This window comes from Saccharopolyspora sp. NPDC049426 (genome assembly GCF_040676935.1).
Classification (GTDB): Bacteria; Actinomycetota; Actinomycetes; order Mycobacteriales; family Pseudonocardiaceae; genus Saccharopolyspora.
On record NZ_JBFAPZ010000010.1, the window covers coordinates 11,857 to 27,235 of the forward strand.

Consider the following 15,379-nt stretch of genomic DNA (forward strand, 5'->3'; position numbering starts at 1 on the left):
GCACCGCCAGCACCCGCGGGGAACGCGTTCCCCGCGTCACAGCGGCAGGTTCCCGTGCTTCTTGGCGGGCAACGACTGCCGCTTGGTGCGCAGCATCCGCAACGCCCGCGCGACGTGGAACCGGGTCCGGGAGGGCTGCACGACCATGTCCACGTGCCCGCGCTCGGCCGCCCGGTAGGGGTTGGCGAACGCCTCCGCGTACTCAGCGGTGAGCCGCTCGTGCAGGGCGTCGCGCTGCTCGTCGTCGGCCTCCCCCAGCTGCTTCCGGTGCAGGATCGCCGCGGCACCCCGCGCTCCCATCACCGCGATCTCCGCGGTGGGCCAGGCGATGTTGACGTCGGCGCCGAGGTGCTTGGAACCCATCACCGCATAACCACCCCCGTACGCCTTGCGCACCACCACGGTCACCTTCGGCACCGTCGCCTCCGCGTAGGCGTAGATCAGCTTCGCCCCGCGGCGGATGATCCCGCTGCGCTCCTGCGCGACGCTGGGCAGGTACCCGGGCACGTCGGCGAGGGTGAGCAGCGGGATGTTGAAGGCATCGCAGAACCGCACGAACCGCGCCGCCTTCTCCGAGGCGTCGATGTCGATCACCCCGGCCAGCCGCTTGGGCTGGTTGGCCACCACGCCGACCGTGTTGCCCTCGATCCGCGCAAACGCGCAGATCATGTTGGGGGCGAACCTGCCGTGCGCCTCCAGGAACTCCCCGTCGTCGACGACGCGCTCGATGAGCTCGTACATGTCGTAGGCCTGGTTCTCCGAATCCGGGACCAGGCGGTCCAATTCCTCGTCCAGCGCGGCCGGCTCCTCGGGTTCGTACGCCGGGGCCGCTTCCAGGTTGTTGGCGGGCAGGTAGCCGAGCAGGGTCCGCACCCAGGAGAACGCGTCCTCCTCGTCGGAGGCCACGTAGTGGGCGTTCCCGGAGACCTCGCCGTTGGTGGCGGGACCGCCCAACTCCTCCAGCCCCGGCCGCTCACCCGACACCGCCTGCACGACATCGGGCCCCGTGACGAACATGTGCGAGCTGCCGTCGACCATCACGGTGAAGTCGGTGATGGCCGGCGAGTACACCGCACCGCCCGCGCACGGTCCCATGATCATCGACAGCTGCGGCACCACGCCCGAGGCGTGGGTGTTCAGCCGTCCCAGCTCCGCGTAGTAGGCCAGCGATTCGACGCCCTCCTGGATGCGGGCGCCGCCCGAGTCGTTGATTCCCACGACCGGGCATCCGATGCTCATCGCCAGCTCCATCACCTTGAGCACCTTGCGCCCGAAGGTCTCCCCCATGCTCCCGCCGAACACCGTGAAGTCCTGCGAGAACACGCACACCGGACGGCCGTCGACCGTGCCGTGGCCGGTGACCACGCCGTCCCCGAAGGGCCTGCTGCGGTCCATGCCGAAATCGGTGCACCGGTGCCGGGCGAACTCGTCGATCTCCACGAACGAATCGGCGTCGAGCAGCAGGTCGATGCGCTCGCGGGCGGTGAGCTTGTGCTTGGCGTGCTGGCGGTCCCGCGCGCGCTTCTCGGCCGCCTGCGTGACCTCCTCGTGGCGAGCGGCCAGGTCGGCTATCCGATCCGCGGTGGTCGCGCGATCGACGGTCGCTTCGAACATGCCAGTTCTCCCTCCAGGTGGTGCGCGATCACCGAGATGTGCGGCGGGTCGATCATGGACACGTGGTCGCCGGGCACCCGCACGATCCGCAGGTCGGAGCAGAACTCGTCCCAGCCCAGCGAATCGTCGGTGCGCAGGTAGCGCGGGTCCAGCGAGGTCGTCAGCGGATGCGGTTCGCTGGAGCGGAACAGCACCACCCGGCCCGGGTAGGGGCGCGGCCGGTACCGCTCGGCGATCCGGGCGTCCACGTAGGACGTGTACTGGTGGTGCAGCACGGCTTCGCCCATGTCGGGGACCCGCTCGGCGATGCGGTCCATGACGAAGCGGATCTGCTCGTCCTCCGAGAGCCCGCCCAGCTCCTCGACGCGGATGCCGAGGCTGGTGCCGTAGGTCTGCTCGACGTACTCCAGGAACCGGCCGTACCGGCTCAGCAGCAGGTCCTGCTGCGCGTTCTCCGCCGCGGGCAGCGGCAGGATGCTGTCGATCATGGCCACGACGTCGACCTGCTCGCCGAGTTCGGTGAGCAGGCGGGCGACCTCGTAGGCCAGGCAGCCGCCGAACGACCAGCCGGCGAGCCGGTACGGTCCGCGGTCCTGGATCTCGCGCAGCATCCCGATGTAGCGCTCGGCGATGTCCTCCACCGAGTTCGCCTCGTCCAGCCGCTCGAATCCGTAGCAGGGCTGCTGGTCGTCGAGCAGGTCCACCAGCGGCCGGTAGACGCCGGTGGAGCCGCCGGCCGGGTGGAACAGGAACAGTGGGGTGCGGTCACCGCGGTCGCGCAGCGCCAGCACCGGTTCCGCCGCGGCCTCGACCTCCGGCCGCAGCAGGTCGGCCATTGCGGCGATGGTCGGTCTGGCGAACAGCTCCGCGCGACCGGGCGCCCCGGGGTGCTGCTCGACGACCCGCGCGTGCACCTGCTGGGACAAGCCCTCGTCGCCGCCGAGGGCGAAGAAGTCGTCGTGCACGTCGAGGACCTCGACGCCGAGCGCCTCGCGCCACAACGTCGCGACCCACCGCTCGACCTGCTCGCGGGGTTCCAGCACCGACCGCGCGGCGTCGGCCCGCTGGGGCTCCTCGGCCGGTCCCAGCCCCAGCTCGGCGGCCACGTGCGCGGCCACCTCGGCCAGGCTCGCGCCCCGCAGCAGCATCGGGATCGGGACCGTCATGCCGAAGTCGCGCTCGAACGCGGTTCTGGCGCGCATCGCCATCAGCGAGTCCAGGCCGAGCCGGGTCAGCGGTGCGCCGGTGTCGACGTCCGCCTCCGCCAGGCCCGTCAGGGCACCGATGCGACCGACCAGGGCGTCGAGGATCGTGCGGTGGGCCTGCGCGGGTTCCATCCCCCGCAGCGCGTCGACGTCGGGTCCGGCCTCGTCGAACTCCGCTCCGTCCTGCCCGGCCGCGACCTCCGCGGCGAGTTCGCCGAACATCGGGCGCCTGGCCAGTTCGGGGAACAGCGCCAGCGTGCCCGCCACGTCCAGGCGCGTGATGCCCGTCGCGGCACGTCCGCTGGCCAGCACCGCTTCCAGGGCCTCCACGCCCTCCGCCGGGGTGAGCGGCCGCAGCACGGCCGAGTCACGTCCGACCGCACCACCGAGCTCGTCCCACGGGCCCCAGTTGATGGTCGCCGCGGGCAACCCGCGGTCGCGGCGCCACTGGACGAAGGCGTCCAGCCAGGCGTTGGCGGTGGCGTAGGCGGTCTGGCCGGGAGAGCCGAACAGCGCGGCCGCCGACGAGAACACCAGCCACCAGTCCAGTTCCAGTCCGGCGGTCGCCTCGTGGAGCCTGCTCGCCCCGAGGACCTTCGGCCGCCACACCCGGGCGAGGTCGGACTCGGTCAGGGTGCTGACCGTGGCGTCGGCCAGCACGCCTGCCGCGTGCAGCACGCCCCGCACCGGCATGCCGTCGGCGCCGGCCTCGCCGACGAGCTGCTCGGCCACGCCGTTCTCGGCGATGTCGCCGAGGACCAGTCGCACCTCGGTCCCCCTGCCGCGCAGCTCCTCGAACACCGCCTCGGCCTCCGCCGACGGGGCGCTGCGCCCGCAGAGCACGACCCTGCTCGCACCGCGCTCGGACAACCACCGCGCCACGAGCAGGCCCAGCCCGCCGAGACCGCCGGTGATCGCGTAGGCACCGTCGCGCACCGCCGGAACCCCAGCGGTTTCGGGGATCTCAGCCCGCACGAGGCGGGCGGCGTAGCGGGTTCCCTCCCGCCAGGCGACCTCGTCGTCCGGCGGTCCGGCGTCGAGCTCGGTCATCAGCGCACCGGCGCTGGAGGGGTCCAGGTCGAGGTGGGTGACGTGCAGCTCCGGGTGCTCGAAGGCCAGCACCCGGACCAGGCCCCGGAGGAACGCCGCGCCGGGTGCTCCCGGCTCGCCGTCGCGCACCGCCACCGCGTCCTGGGTGACCAGCCACAACCGGCCCTCGGCGGCAGTCAGCTCGTTGGCCGCCGTGGCCGCGTTGAACAGCAGCCGCCGGGAGTGCTCCGAGGAGTCGTAGTGCTCTGACGATCCCGCCACCAGCAGCACGCCCGCCAGCGGGGCGTCGGGTCCCGCGTTGGCCTTCGCCTCGCGCAGGCTCACGATGTCCGATGTGGACAGGATCAGCGGATCGTCGCCGTCCTCGGCGATCTCGGCGGCCAACCGGCCGGCGGGATCGACGAGCTGCACGGTGCCGACCAGCCCGTCCCCCTGCTCGTCGGCGGGGTCGAGCACGGCGTCGGAGCGCACGCCGTCGGACGGGTCGCCGAACACCCGTACCGAGCCGATGGACATCGGCAGGTAGAGCGTCTGCTGCTCGGCGACCCGGTCGGCCGCTGCCGCGGCCAAGGTGTGCAGGCACGCGTCCGCCAGGGCCGGATGCAGGGCGAAGTGCCTGCTCGGCGGTGCCTCGGAGGGCAGCGCGATGCCCGCCGAAGCGCGGCCGGGCGCCGCCCGCACGCCGCGCAGACCCCGGAACGCGGGGCCGTAGCGCTGCCCGATCTCGGCGAGCTCGCGGTACACGTCGAGCGGGCGTGCCCCGGGGGTCTCGTCGGTGACCTCGTCGAGGGGCACCTGGTCGGGCCGGTCGGGGGACTCGGCACGCACGGTCGCCACCGCGTGCCGGATCCAGCGGCCCGCCGCGGACTTGGTGTGCACGCCCACCTGAACGGAGTCGGGTCCGGTCTTGCGCAGCGAGGTGTGCGCGGTGGTGCCGCTGGTCAGCGGCAAGGGCTGGCGCAGCTCCAGGTCCCGCACGCGCAGCGGCCGGTCGGTCCCGAACGCCACGCGGGCGGCCGACAGCGCCGCCTCCAGGTACGCCGTCGCGGGCAGCACCGGGACGTCGTGGACCACGTGGTCGGCCAGCCACGGCTGCACGTCGGTGCCCACCTCGGCGCGCCACACGTGGTGGTCGCTGTCCGGGATCTCGATGTGCGTGCCCAGCAGCGGGTGCTCGCCAGGTGCCGACCGGCGTGCGCGCCGCACCCAGTGCGGCTGGTGCTCCCACACCGGTCCGGGCAGGTCGACCACCGGGGCCTGCGGGTACCGGCTCGCCAGCGCGGTCGCGTGCCCGGCCACGTGCAGCGCGGCCAGGCCGTGCAGCAGGCTGATCTGGTCGTCGGCGTCGCGGACCAGCGTGGGGATCGCCGAGACCCGGTCGATCCGGGCCGCTCGGGCGGTGCCTTCCACGGCGGATCGCGCGATGGGGTGCGGGGAGATCTCCAGGAAGCCGCGGTGGCCGTCGGCCATCGCGGCGGCGAGGGCCTGGGTGAAGCGCACCGGGCGCCGCAGGTTGCTGGCCCAGTAGTGCTCGTCGAACTCCGGAACTCCCGTCACGTCGTCGAGAACCGTGCTGTAGCAGGTGATCTCGGCTTCAGCGGGGTTGAGCTCGCCGAGGCGGACGACGAACTCGTCCAGGACAGGGTCGACGGCCGGCGAGTGCCCGGCGCCCCGGACGTCGAGCGTTTTGGCCATCCGGCCCATCGCCTCCACGCGCTCGACCAGGTCGTCGACCTGTTCCGCCTCACCGGTGACGGTGCACTGGGTGGGCGAGGCGTGCACCGCGATGGACACGTCGGGGTAGTCCTCGGCGAGTTCGCCGAACTCGGCGGTGGAGAGCTCGACGGCTGCCATCCGGCCCGCACCGGTGGCGTCGATGACGCCCAGCAGCCGGGAGCGCAGCGCCATCACCCGCAGGCCGTCGGCGACCGGCAGCGCACCGGCGACCACGGCCGCGGCGACCTCGCCCATCGAGTGGCCGATGATCGCAGCGGGTTCGACGCCGTGCGCGCGCCAGGTCGCCGCCAGCGCGACCTGCGTCCCGAACAGGACCTGCTGCCGGGCGGCCAGGTCCGGTGCCGGGACATCGCCTCGGAGCACGTCGCCGAGCGAGAACTCGGCCTCTGCCTGGAAGACCGGGTCCAGGCCGTCCACCGCGGAGCGGAAGGCGGGTTCGGTCTCCAGCAGTCGTCGTCCCATCCCCGACCACTGCGATCCGTACCCGGAGAACACGAACACGACGCCGGGGTCGCCGGTTTCACCGACGAGGGCGCCATCCTCCGGGCGGGCCCGCGCGACGGCCCGCAGCCGCTCGGCCAGTTGGTCGCGGTCGGTGGCGACCACGGCCGCGCGCTGCGCGAGGTGGTCTCGCCGCGTGGCCAGCGCTGCGGCCACGTCGCCGAGCCGGGCATCGTCGTCGAGCCGGTCGGCGAGGTCGGCGGCGCGGCGGCGCAGCGCCGACGGGGTGCGCGCGGAGAGGGCGAACACGTGCGGGACGCCGTCGGGTTCCGGATCGGGTTCGGCGTCCGGCCACTCCTCCAGCACGACGTGGGCGTTGGTGCCTCCGAAGCCGAACGCCGACACGCCCGCTCTGGCGATCCCGGAGTAGCGGGGCCACCGCGTGCCGGTGCCGGCGACGCGCAGCCCTTCGGCGACGAAGTCGATGTGCGGGCTGGGTTCGTCGAGGTGCAGGCTCGGCGGGATCCGCCCGTGCACCATCGCTAGCACGACCTTGATCAGCCCGATGAGGCCGGCGGCGCCCTCCAGGTGCCCGAGGTTGCTCTTGACCGAGCCGAGCAGCAGCGGGCGGTCGGCGGAGCGCGAGCCACCGAGCACCGCACCGAGCGCCTCCGCCTCGATCGGGTCGCCCAGGGCCGTTCCCGTCCCGTGCGCCTCGACGTAGTCCACGACGGAGGGATCGAGATCGGCGGCGGCGTAGGCGTCGCGCAGCAGCGCCCGCTGCGCGTCCGGGTTCGGGGCGACGATCCCGTTGGAGCGGCCGTCGGAGTTGGTCGCGGTGCCGCGCACGAGCGCCAGCACCCGGTCGCCGTCGCGGCGGGCGTCGGTGAGGCGCTTGACCAGCACGACGCCGCACCCCTCGCCCCGCACGATGCCGTCGGCGGAGGCTTCGAAGGGCTTGCAGCGCCCGTCGGCCGAGAGCACGCCCGCGCGGTGGAAGTTCGCGGTGATCCCCGGCGACAGCATCAGGTTCACCCCGCCCACCAACGCCAGGTCGGTCTCACCGGCGCGCAGGCTCGCCGCCGCCTGGTGCACCGCGACCAGCGACGACGAGCACGCCGCATCGGTGGTGAGGCTCGGTCCGCGCAGGTCGAGCAGGTAGGACAGGCGGTTCGCGGCGATCGCCGCCGCGGCCCCGGTTCCCGTCCAGGCGTCGACCGCGTCGAGCTCGCCCATCGTCAACGACCCGTACTCGCTGGAGGACAGCCCGACGAACACACCGGTCCGGCTGCCGCGCAACGACTTCGGCGGGATTCCCGCGTGCTCCAGCGCCTGCCAGGTCACCTCCAGCAGGATGCGCTGCTGCGGGTCCATCGCCGCGGCTTCGACCGGGGTGATGCCGAAGAACGCGGCGTCGAAACCGGCGACGTCGTCCAGGAATCCGCCGCGCCTGGGCAGGTCGTGCCAATCCTCGGCCGGGGCGAAGTCGGTCCAGCGACCCTCGGGCAGGTCCCGGATGGCCTCCCGACCACCGTCCAGGAGCCGCCAGAAGTCCTGCGGGGAGTTCACTCCCCCGGGCAACCGGCAGCCGAGCCCGACGATCGCGATCGGCTCGTCGTGACCGATCCGCGGTCGCGGGATCTCGATCTCCTCGTCCTCGTCTCCGTCGCCGGACAGCCGCGCCGCCAGGGCCGCGATCGTCGGGTTCTGCCACACCAGGGTGGGCGAGAGCCGCCTGCCGAGCCGCTGCCCCAGCTCCGCTGCCAGCGCGACCGCGTCCCGGGAGGACAACCCGAACTCGTGCAACGGCCTGTCCACCTCGACGCGGTCGGCCGGCAGACCGCTCGCGTGCGCGATCCGGTCGGCCAGCCACTGCCGAACCTCGGCTTCGCTCATCGTGTTTCGGGCGTTCATCACGAGCTCCCTCGCAGAGTTCCGGTGAGGTAGTGCTTGCGCGCCGCCGAGCGCGAGATCTTGCCGCTGGAGGTGCGGGGCACCTCACCGGGGCCGAGGACGACGAGCTCGCGCACGTTGAGCCCGTGCCTGCCGGTGACCGCGCTGCGCACCGCCTGGCGCAGCTCGTCGAGGTCCACCTCGTGCTCGGCGAGCCTGCTTGCGCGCTCCACCGCCACCACGGCCGACTCCCCGTCGTCGGTGGGCACCGCGAACGCCGCCGCCGAGTGTCTGCGAACGGCCGGGTGCGCCTGCTCGACGGTCTCCTCCACGTCCTGCGGGTAGTGGTTGCGACCGTCGACGATGATCAGGTCCTTGATGCGGCCGGTCACGTACAGCTCGTCCTCGTGGATCACCCCGAGGTCCCCGGTGCGCAACCAGTGCCCGGCGCCATCGGTCGAGGGGACGAACGTGCACGCCGATTCCTCCTGCCTGCGCCAGTAACCGCGTCCCACGTTGGCGCCGCGGACCCAGATCTCGCCCACCTGGTCCTGCGGGAGCTCCCGCTCGGTGTGCTGGTCGACGATGCGCACCAGCTGGTCCACCGGATGCCCGCAGGAGACCAGCGTGCTGACGTCCTCGCCCTTGACCGGCACCGCCCGGCCCGCCGCCAGCTGCTCGCGGTCGAGGTGCACGCGCTGCGGGGCGGACCCGGCCGGGCTCGCCGAGACCAGCACGGTCGCTTCGGCGAGCCCGTAGGAGCTGCGGTGCACCCGGGCTTTGAGCCCGCACTCGGCGAAAGCCCTGTGGAAGCGGTCGATCGCGCCCGCCTGCACCGGCTCGCTGCCGTCGATCAGCGCCCGCACGTGGTCCAGGCGCAGCCGCACCTTGTCGGTGTCCTCGACGCGCGCCGCGCAGTAGGCGTAGGCGAAGTTCGGGGCCGCGCTGATCGCACCGGGGTTCGCCGACAGGGCCTGCATCCACCGGACGGGCCGCTCGATGAACGCCACGGGGTCGATGAGCACCGAGCGGGTTCCGGCGACCAGCGGTGCGGCTAGCGCCAGCATCAACCCCATGTCGTGGAACAGCGGCAACCAGCTCACCGTCGGGGTGCGGCCGGCGACCGCCTCGTAGGCCGACATCGCCTGCGCCGCGTTGGCCACCACGTTGCCGTGCGTGATCATCACGCCGGTCGGTGCCTTGGTGGAGCCCGAGGTGTACTGCAGGTAGGCCAGCTCGTCCGGCCGCTGCTCGACGGGGTCCCAGTCCTCGGCGGCGGAGTCGGGCACCTCGTCGACGGCGACCACCTGCGGGCCGTCCAGCTCGCGTTCGCGCAGGAAGTCCCGGACCGGGTCGAGCTTGTCGGCGACGGTGAGCACCACGCTCGGTTCGCAGTCGGCGAGCACCCCGGCGAGCCGGTCGGCGTGGCCGGGCAGGTCCGGTGCGAACAACGGCACCGCGACCAGCCCCGCGCGGCAGGCTCCGAGGAAGGCCACGAGGTAGTCGACCCGCTGCGGCACGAGAATCGCGACCCGGTCTCCCGCGGCCGCGAGTCGTTGCAGCGCGCCCGCCACAGCGCTCGCCCGGCGGTCGAGCTCGGCCCACGTCAGCGACACGGCCAGACCTTCCGGGCTCTCGCCGTAGTCGAGGTGCGTGACCGCCAGGCGGTCGCTCATCTCCTGCCCGCACCGCGCCAGCAGCGCGGACAGCGACGCCCCTTCGACGTCCCGGAGCCACGAAGCGGGCGCGTCGGCAATGACCTCAGCAGTCGTTCGCATGATTCTCCAAACGGTTTGCGGGAAATGCGGATCCGGGCGGAAATCGGCGCGGAACGCATTCGACGAAAAGAGGAGGAACAATTCCCGTCGGACGAATTTCTCGACCGGTCACCGCCGCCGGAATCGGCGGTTTCCCGGTGCTGGTCGAATTCGCGGGTCCGGAAGCAGGCGAAGGTGACCGCCGCTGCCAGCAGTTCCACCACCGCGGCGGTCACCAGCCCGGCGGTGAACCCGGAGGCCAGCGCTTCCGGTTCGGGCGCGCCGGCGGACAGCTCGGCGCTCTGGCGGACGGTGAGCACGAGCCCGATCAGGGCGACGCCGAGCGCGCTGGACAGCTCGCGGGAGGCGGTGAGCGCACCGGAGGCGATGCCCGCGTCCCGGGTGGCGACCACTTCCAGCGAGAACGACGTCAGCGGCGTGGTGAACGCCGACCCGGCACCGATGAGCAGCAACCCCGGGATCCGCGGCGGGACCGACGGGACGTGGTTGACGACCGCGATCGCCAGCAGCCCCGCGCTGACCAGGACCAGCCCGACCAGCACGGTGTACCGCGGACCCCAGCGGTCGACGGCCGGTGCGACCAGCGGTGTCGCGGCGACGATCGCGACCGCGACCAGCACCAGCGGCAGTCCGGCCCCGGTGGGGGTCAGTCCCAGCGACTCCTGGTGCAGCAGCGGTGTGAAGAAGAAGACGCCGCTGACCCCCAGTCCCCAGAGCAGCTGGACCGACACCCCGCCGACGAACGCCCGCTCGGCTACCAGCGCGCGCGGCAGCATCGGGTGCGCGGTGCGGCACTCGACCACCACGAACGCCACCAGCCCCAGCACGCCCAACCCCGCGGGGACGATCCGGCCGAGCAGGTCCGGGGTCTGCTCGCCCGTGCCGACCAGCGCCATCAGGAACAGGATCATCGCGGTGGTCACCAGCAGCATGCCCCGCACGTCGGCCCGGCCCGGCGCGGGTCGGCGGGTCGTCGCCGCCGCGACGGGAGCCAGGGCGGCGGCCGCCACCGCGAAGGGCACGTTGCTGAAGAAGATCCAGCTCCAGTGCAGGTGTTCGCTGAGCATGCCGCCCGCGGCCGGTCCGACCGCGATCGCCACCGCCAGCGCCGCCGTCCAGATGCCCGCGCCGATCGCCCGTCCCCTGACGTCGAGGTTGGTGCGCAGCAGGCTCAGGGTCGCCGGTACCAGGACCGCGGCCGCGGCGCCCTGCACCACGCGGGCGGCGATGAGCGCGGCGGCGTCGCGGGCGAAACCACCGGCCAGGGCCGCCGTTCCGAACACCAGCAGCCCGAGCAGCAGAGCGCGGCGCTGCCCCCACCGGTCCACGAGGTTGCCCGCGACCAGCAGCAGACCCGCGAACGGCAGGATGTAGCCGAGGCTGATCCACTGCAGCTCGGTCAACCCGAGCCCCAGCTCCCTGCCGATGGAGGGAACCGCTGCCGCCACGATGTTGTTGTCCAGCGTGGTGACGAACGCGACCAGGGCGATGATCAGCAGCGTCGGCAGTGCCGCACCGCGGGGTCGCGCGATGCCGATCGGACCGGTGAGTCGGCCGGACACCATGATCACATCTCCACGTTCTGCTTCTCGGCGAGCGCGGCGTCGTCCTCGGCGCCGAACTGGTCCTCGAGGCCTTCCGGGCTGTAGTCGACGTCGATCGCGGCAACCTCCGCACCGCGCGCGGCCTCGATCGAGCTGAGCCTGCGGGCGGCCCGGTCGGTGGCGTAGCCGAACACGTCGCCCAGGTCGAAGCCGAAGGGGTCGTCGTCGAGCTGGTCGAGCGAGTGCTGGATCTGTGTCATCACGTGCGGCAGGAGCTTGTCCATCTGGTCCTGCACGATCGCCCAGTTGGCGTCGTCGGCGGCGACGTGCCGCCGGCAGGTGAAGGTGCCCCAGGCCATGTGCCTGCGCTCGTCGTCGCCGATCCGGCGGATGAGCTGCTGCATCCCGGGCAGGATTCCGGCGTGCTTGCAGGCCTTGTTCCAGACGAAGTAGCCGGTCAGCGCGAGCACGCCCTCGACGATGTGGTTGTAGGTCACCGAGGCGCGGACCTGGTTCTCCGGGCTCGGGTCGTCGTGCAACCGGTTCAGCGCCTCGGGCAGGGCGTCGAAGAAGATCGCCCGGTAGCCGGGGTTGTCGGACACGTGGTGGTGCAGGTCGTCGGTGAGCCCGACCGCGTCCAGCCACAGACGGAAGACCTGCGCGTGCTTGGCCTCCTCGAAGCAGAACTGGGTCAGGTACATCTCGTCAGCGATGCGCCCTTCGGCCCGCATCGCGGCCAGGAACGGCTGGATCTCCTCGGCGACGGCTTCCTCGCCGCCGAGGAACTGGGCGCACAGCATGGTCCCGGCGAAGCGCTGCTGCTCGTCGAGTCCTGCCCAGTCCTCGGAGTCCTGGCTGAAGTCGAGTTCGGCGGGGTTCCAGAACTTCGCGTTGCCCTTGTCGAACAGGCGGAGCGGGAGCGAGTCCCAGTTCAGGCCGCCCTCCTGCAGCGAGTGGAAGCCCTCTCGGGAGCGCTCTCGCGGACGGGCGTCGATCACGTTTCCGGTCACAGTGCTGTCCCCTCTCCACGTCCTACGGGAATGTCCACATGGGATGGCTCCGCTTCCGGTGAGGTGAGCGCCACCCGCCCACCGCCGGAGTTCCAGTCGATGAACAGCGGATCCTTGGTGTCGATCACCAGTCCCAGCCGGTGGTCGGCCGGGACGTCGTACGCCGTCGGCGAGAACCGCAGGTCCACCGTCCTGGGCTCGCCCGGTGCGGCGTCGGTCCAGCTCATCGGCAGGTAGTTGATCAGTCGCGCGCCGTCGGTCGGGTCCACGTCGTAGAGGTAGGCGACGATCGTGCCGGTCGGGCCCGGCGGGACGACCGTCAGGTGCACCGACACGGCCCCGCGCACCGGAAGCGGTTGCGGCAGTTCCGGGCTGGTCCACACCGCACCGCGCTCGCGGTCGACGGCGGGCAGCCACGTCCTCGGGGGTTCGCCGGAGAGCGCCTCGAAGCTGTAGCTCGCCAGCGGCACCCCGCCGTAAGCCGCGGTGTCGCGATCGGTGTCGATCTCGACGTGCCACCCCGGCCGCGGTGCGTCGCCGATCACGCCTTCGCCTTCGTCCTGGCCGGGACCGAGGTAGAAGCGCCTGGGCTCGCCTTCCGCCGACCGCCAGTCGGGGTGGAACTCGGGCTCGTGGGTACCGGGACGAGCCCGCAGCACGACCGGCTGCTCGTGGAGGACGGACGGGTCGGTGCCCGCGACGGTGGCGTCGAACCACCGGTGGACGGTGTCCCAGGTCTCGCTCGGAAGACCCAGCAGACCGCCGGATTCGGCCGACGCGTGCTCGCCGGGGATCAGGTCGAGGCGCTTGACCCCGGCGTAGTCGTTGAAGAGCTCGACCATCTGGTCCGGCGGGAACACCGTTTCGCTCCAGGTGTGCCCGATCAGCAGTGCCGGCCGGTTCTCGTTGAGCCGGTCGAGATACCGGCTGGGCGAGCGGACCCGGGCCCACTCGTTGATCACCTCCCGGTCGGCGGGGTCCGGGTCGGGGTCGAAGAAGGTGCGCAGCATCCAGTCGGTCTCGCGGCTGAGCCTGCCGTGAGCCCAACCGGAGGTGTAGAGGATCAGCGCGACGAGACCGCGCCGGGTCTCGTTGCCGTACAGCGAGTGCACCAGGTCGTACCAGCCGCTGAGCGAGACGACCGAGCGGATCCGCTGGTCGAAAGCGGCTGCGATGAGCCCGATCCCCGCTCCGTAGGACACCCCGGCGAGCCCGATGCGGGCCGGGTCGGTCGCGGTGTTGGCGCAAGTCCAGTCGAGCACGGTGGTGACGTCGCCGATATCGGCGGGACCGGCCGTGTCGACCTCGCCCGCCGATTCGCCGAATCCCCGAGCCCCGTAGGCGACCACGACGTAGCCGTGAGAGGCCAGGGTGCGAGCGGGCATGACGTTCTGGGTGGATCCACCTCCCCACGCGCTGACCAGGACCACCGCCGGATGTGGTTGCGGCGTCCGGGGTTCCATCACCATCGCTTTGAGCGCGACGCCGTCCGCGGCGATGATGTCGACGAAGCGCGTGGTGAAACCGGTCTCCGCTCGCGCTGCGGGCGCGGCGGCACCGAGGAGGGCCAGCGCCGAGACCGATACAAACGTCCTGCGGCTGTGCATTTCGTCCGCCTTTCGTTGTTCGCCATTCGCGACTCGCGGCGACGGGGCGGAACCATAAGCACGGAATTCAACTTCCGGCAAGGACGCGTATTTCCGTTTCCGCGCACGTGACAATCGCCGAAAACGTTTTTGTCATGCGGCGTACAACTAATCGGTCAAGCACTCGACAACGCGATCAGCTCCGCTAATCTCCGCCCATCGCAACCAGCCAAGCAATCGGAGGTTGGCAGTGCCTGAATTCGCACATCGCACACGGGTGGTGGCGCTGGTGGTGACCGCGCTGGGCGTCGCGTGCGGCACCGCCGCGGTCGCACCCGCGGCCACCGGAGAGCGCCCTGCCGGGATCGCTCGGACCGCGCAGCAGCCGGGCCCGTTCGACGACACCTTCTACGTGCCACCGGAAACGCTGCCGGCGGGCGAACCGGGAGACGTCATCCGGTGGCGCCCGGCGTTACCGGCGCTGAACTCCGCCAACGCCGACGCCTGGCAGGTCATGTACCTGTCGACCAACGCGCTCGGCGCGCGCAACGCCGTCACCGCAACGGTTCTGGTTCCGAAGAACGCCGACCCCGCCGAGGCGCCGATCGTCGGATACGCGCCCGGCACGCAGGGGCCGGCGTTCAAGTGCACCGCGTCCAAGGCGATCGAGCGCGGAACCCTCTACGACCAGCCGGCCGTCAACGACCTGATCAGCCGGGGATACGCGGTCGCGGTCACCGACTACGAGGGCTACTCCCCGGAGACCACCCCGACCTACATCACCGGCCGGTCCGAAGGTCCCGCGGTCATCGACGCGGTCCGGGCGGCGCAGCGCTTCCCGCAGGCGAACCTGGCACCGGACGCCGAGGTCGCATTCCAGGGCTATTCCCAAGGCGGCGGCGCGGTGATGTGGGCCGGCGAGCAGCAGCCGACCTACGCCCCCGAGCTCAACCTGGTCGGCATTGCGGGCGGCGGTGTTCCGGCCGATCTCAACGAGGTCGCCAAGGGGCTCGACGGTTACGTCGGCTTCGGCTTCCTGGCCTTCGCCGCGGTCGGGCTGGACGCCGCCTACCCGGAACTGGACCTGGATTCCTACCTCAACGACACCGGCGAGCAGGCCATCGCCGATGCCAAGCAGCAGGACTGCGTGGTCGAGCTGCTCGCGAAGTACCCCGGCAAGAAGATCAGCGACTACACCACCCACGATCCGCTGCCCACCCCGCAGTGGCAGGCGCGGATCGAGGAGAACCGGTTGGGCACCAAGGCGATCGAGGTCCCGGTGTTCCAATACCACGCGACCACCGACGAGATCGTCAACACGCCGCAGGCCGACGCGCTGCACCGCCGGTACTGCGAGATGGGTGTCCCGGTCACCTGGAAGACCTACGTCTCGGACCACCTCTCCGGGATCTTCGCGGGCAACGCCGACGCCGGGCAGTTCCTCGCCGGCCGGTTCGCGGGCGAACCGGCCGAGCCGAACTGCTAGCACCTCACCGAAGCCGCCACCCCGGCTCCCCTTTC

General features: G+C 71.9%; 7 protein-coding genes. 1 reads left to right on the plus strand and 6 read right to left on the minus strand.

The genetic code is table 11. From position 1 onward, the window contains the following. Nucleotides 1–36: 36 nt before the first annotated feature. Genes AB0J78_RS21655 through AB0J78_RS21680 form a run of 6 tightly spaced genes read right to left on the minus strand, consistent with a single transcriptional unit; the run spans nt 37 to nt 13,879 of the window. Complete coding sequence (locus tag AB0J78_RS21655) at nt 37–1,614, minus strand: acyl-CoA carboxylase subunit beta (RefSeq protein WP_363791731.1); 1,578 nt, start codon at nt 1,612–1,614, stop codon at nt 37–39. After that, nucleotides 1,569–7,961, minus strand: a complete 6,393-nt coding sequence (locus AB0J78_RS21660) for an SDR family NAD(P)-dependent oxidoreductase (RefSeq protein ID WP_363791733.1) — start codon at nt 7,959–7,961, stop codon at nt 1,569–1,571. The genes AB0J78_RS21655 and AB0J78_RS21660 overlap by 46 nt, the downstream gene beginning before the upstream one ends. After that, the gene (locus tag AB0J78_RS21665) at nt 7,961–9,718 is read right to left on the minus strand and encodes a fatty acyl-AMP ligase (RefSeq protein ID WP_363791735.1); all 1,758 of its coding nucleotides are present in this window, start codon (nt 9,716–9,718) and stop codon (nt 7,961–7,963) included. The genes AB0J78_RS21660 and AB0J78_RS21665 overlap by 1 nt, the downstream gene beginning before the upstream one ends. Next, nucleotides 9,613–11,283, minus strand: a complete 1,671-nt coding sequence (locus AB0J78_RS21670; RefSeq protein ID WP_363791737.1) for an MFS transporter — start codon at nt 11,281–11,283, stop codon at nt 9,613–9,615. Before AB0J78_RS21670 ends, AB0J78_RS21665 begins: the two co-directional genes overlap by 106 nt. A gap of 2 nt (nt 11,284–11,285) precedes the next feature. Next, entirely contained in the window at nt 11,286–12,272 is a 987-nt protein-coding gene (locus tag AB0J78_RS21675) for a R2-like ligand-binding oxidase (RefSeq protein ID WP_363791740.1), read from the minus strand. Continuing rightward, on the minus strand, nt 12,269–13,879 hold the full coding sequence (locus tag AB0J78_RS21680) for an alpha/beta fold hydrolase (protein WP_363791742.1): 1,611 nt from the start codon (nt 13,877–13,879) through the stop codon (nt 12,269–12,271). Before AB0J78_RS21680 ends, AB0J78_RS21675 begins: the two co-directional genes overlap by 4 nt. A gap of 229 nt (nt 13,880–14,108) precedes the next feature. Here AB0J78_RS21680 and AB0J78_RS21685 point away from each other — a divergent pair, with 229 nt between their 5' ends. Beyond that, nucleotides 14,109–15,344, plus strand: coding sequence for a lipase family protein (locus AB0J78_RS21685; protein ID WP_363791744.1), 1,236 nt, complete (start codon nt 14,109–14,111; stop codon nt 15,342–15,344). Nucleotides 15,345–15,379: the final 35 nt, after the last annotated feature.

Bases quoted from the DNA above. Each gene is read 5' to 3' on its own strand.
- AB0J78_RS21655 (WP_363791731.1), bottom strand. From the start codon at position 1,614: ATGTTCGAAGCGACCGTCGATCGCGCGACCACCGCGGATCGGATAGCC.
- AB0J78_RS21665 (WP_363791735.1), bottom strand. From the start codon at position 9,718: ATGCGAACGACTGCTGAGGTCATTGCCGACGCGCCCGCTTCGTGGCTC.
- AB0J78_RS21660 (WP_363791733.1), bottom strand. From the start codon at position 7,961: ATGAACGCCCGAAACACGATGAGCGAAGCCGAGGTTCGGCAGTGGCTG.
- AB0J78_RS21680 (WP_363791742.1), bottom strand. From the start codon at position 13,879: ATGCACAGCCGCAGGACGTTTGTATCGGTCTCGGCGCTGGCCCTCCTC.
- AB0J78_RS21670 (WP_363791737.1), bottom strand. From the start codon at position 11,283: ATGGTGTCCGGCCGACTCACCGGTCCGATCGGCATCGCGCGACCCCGC.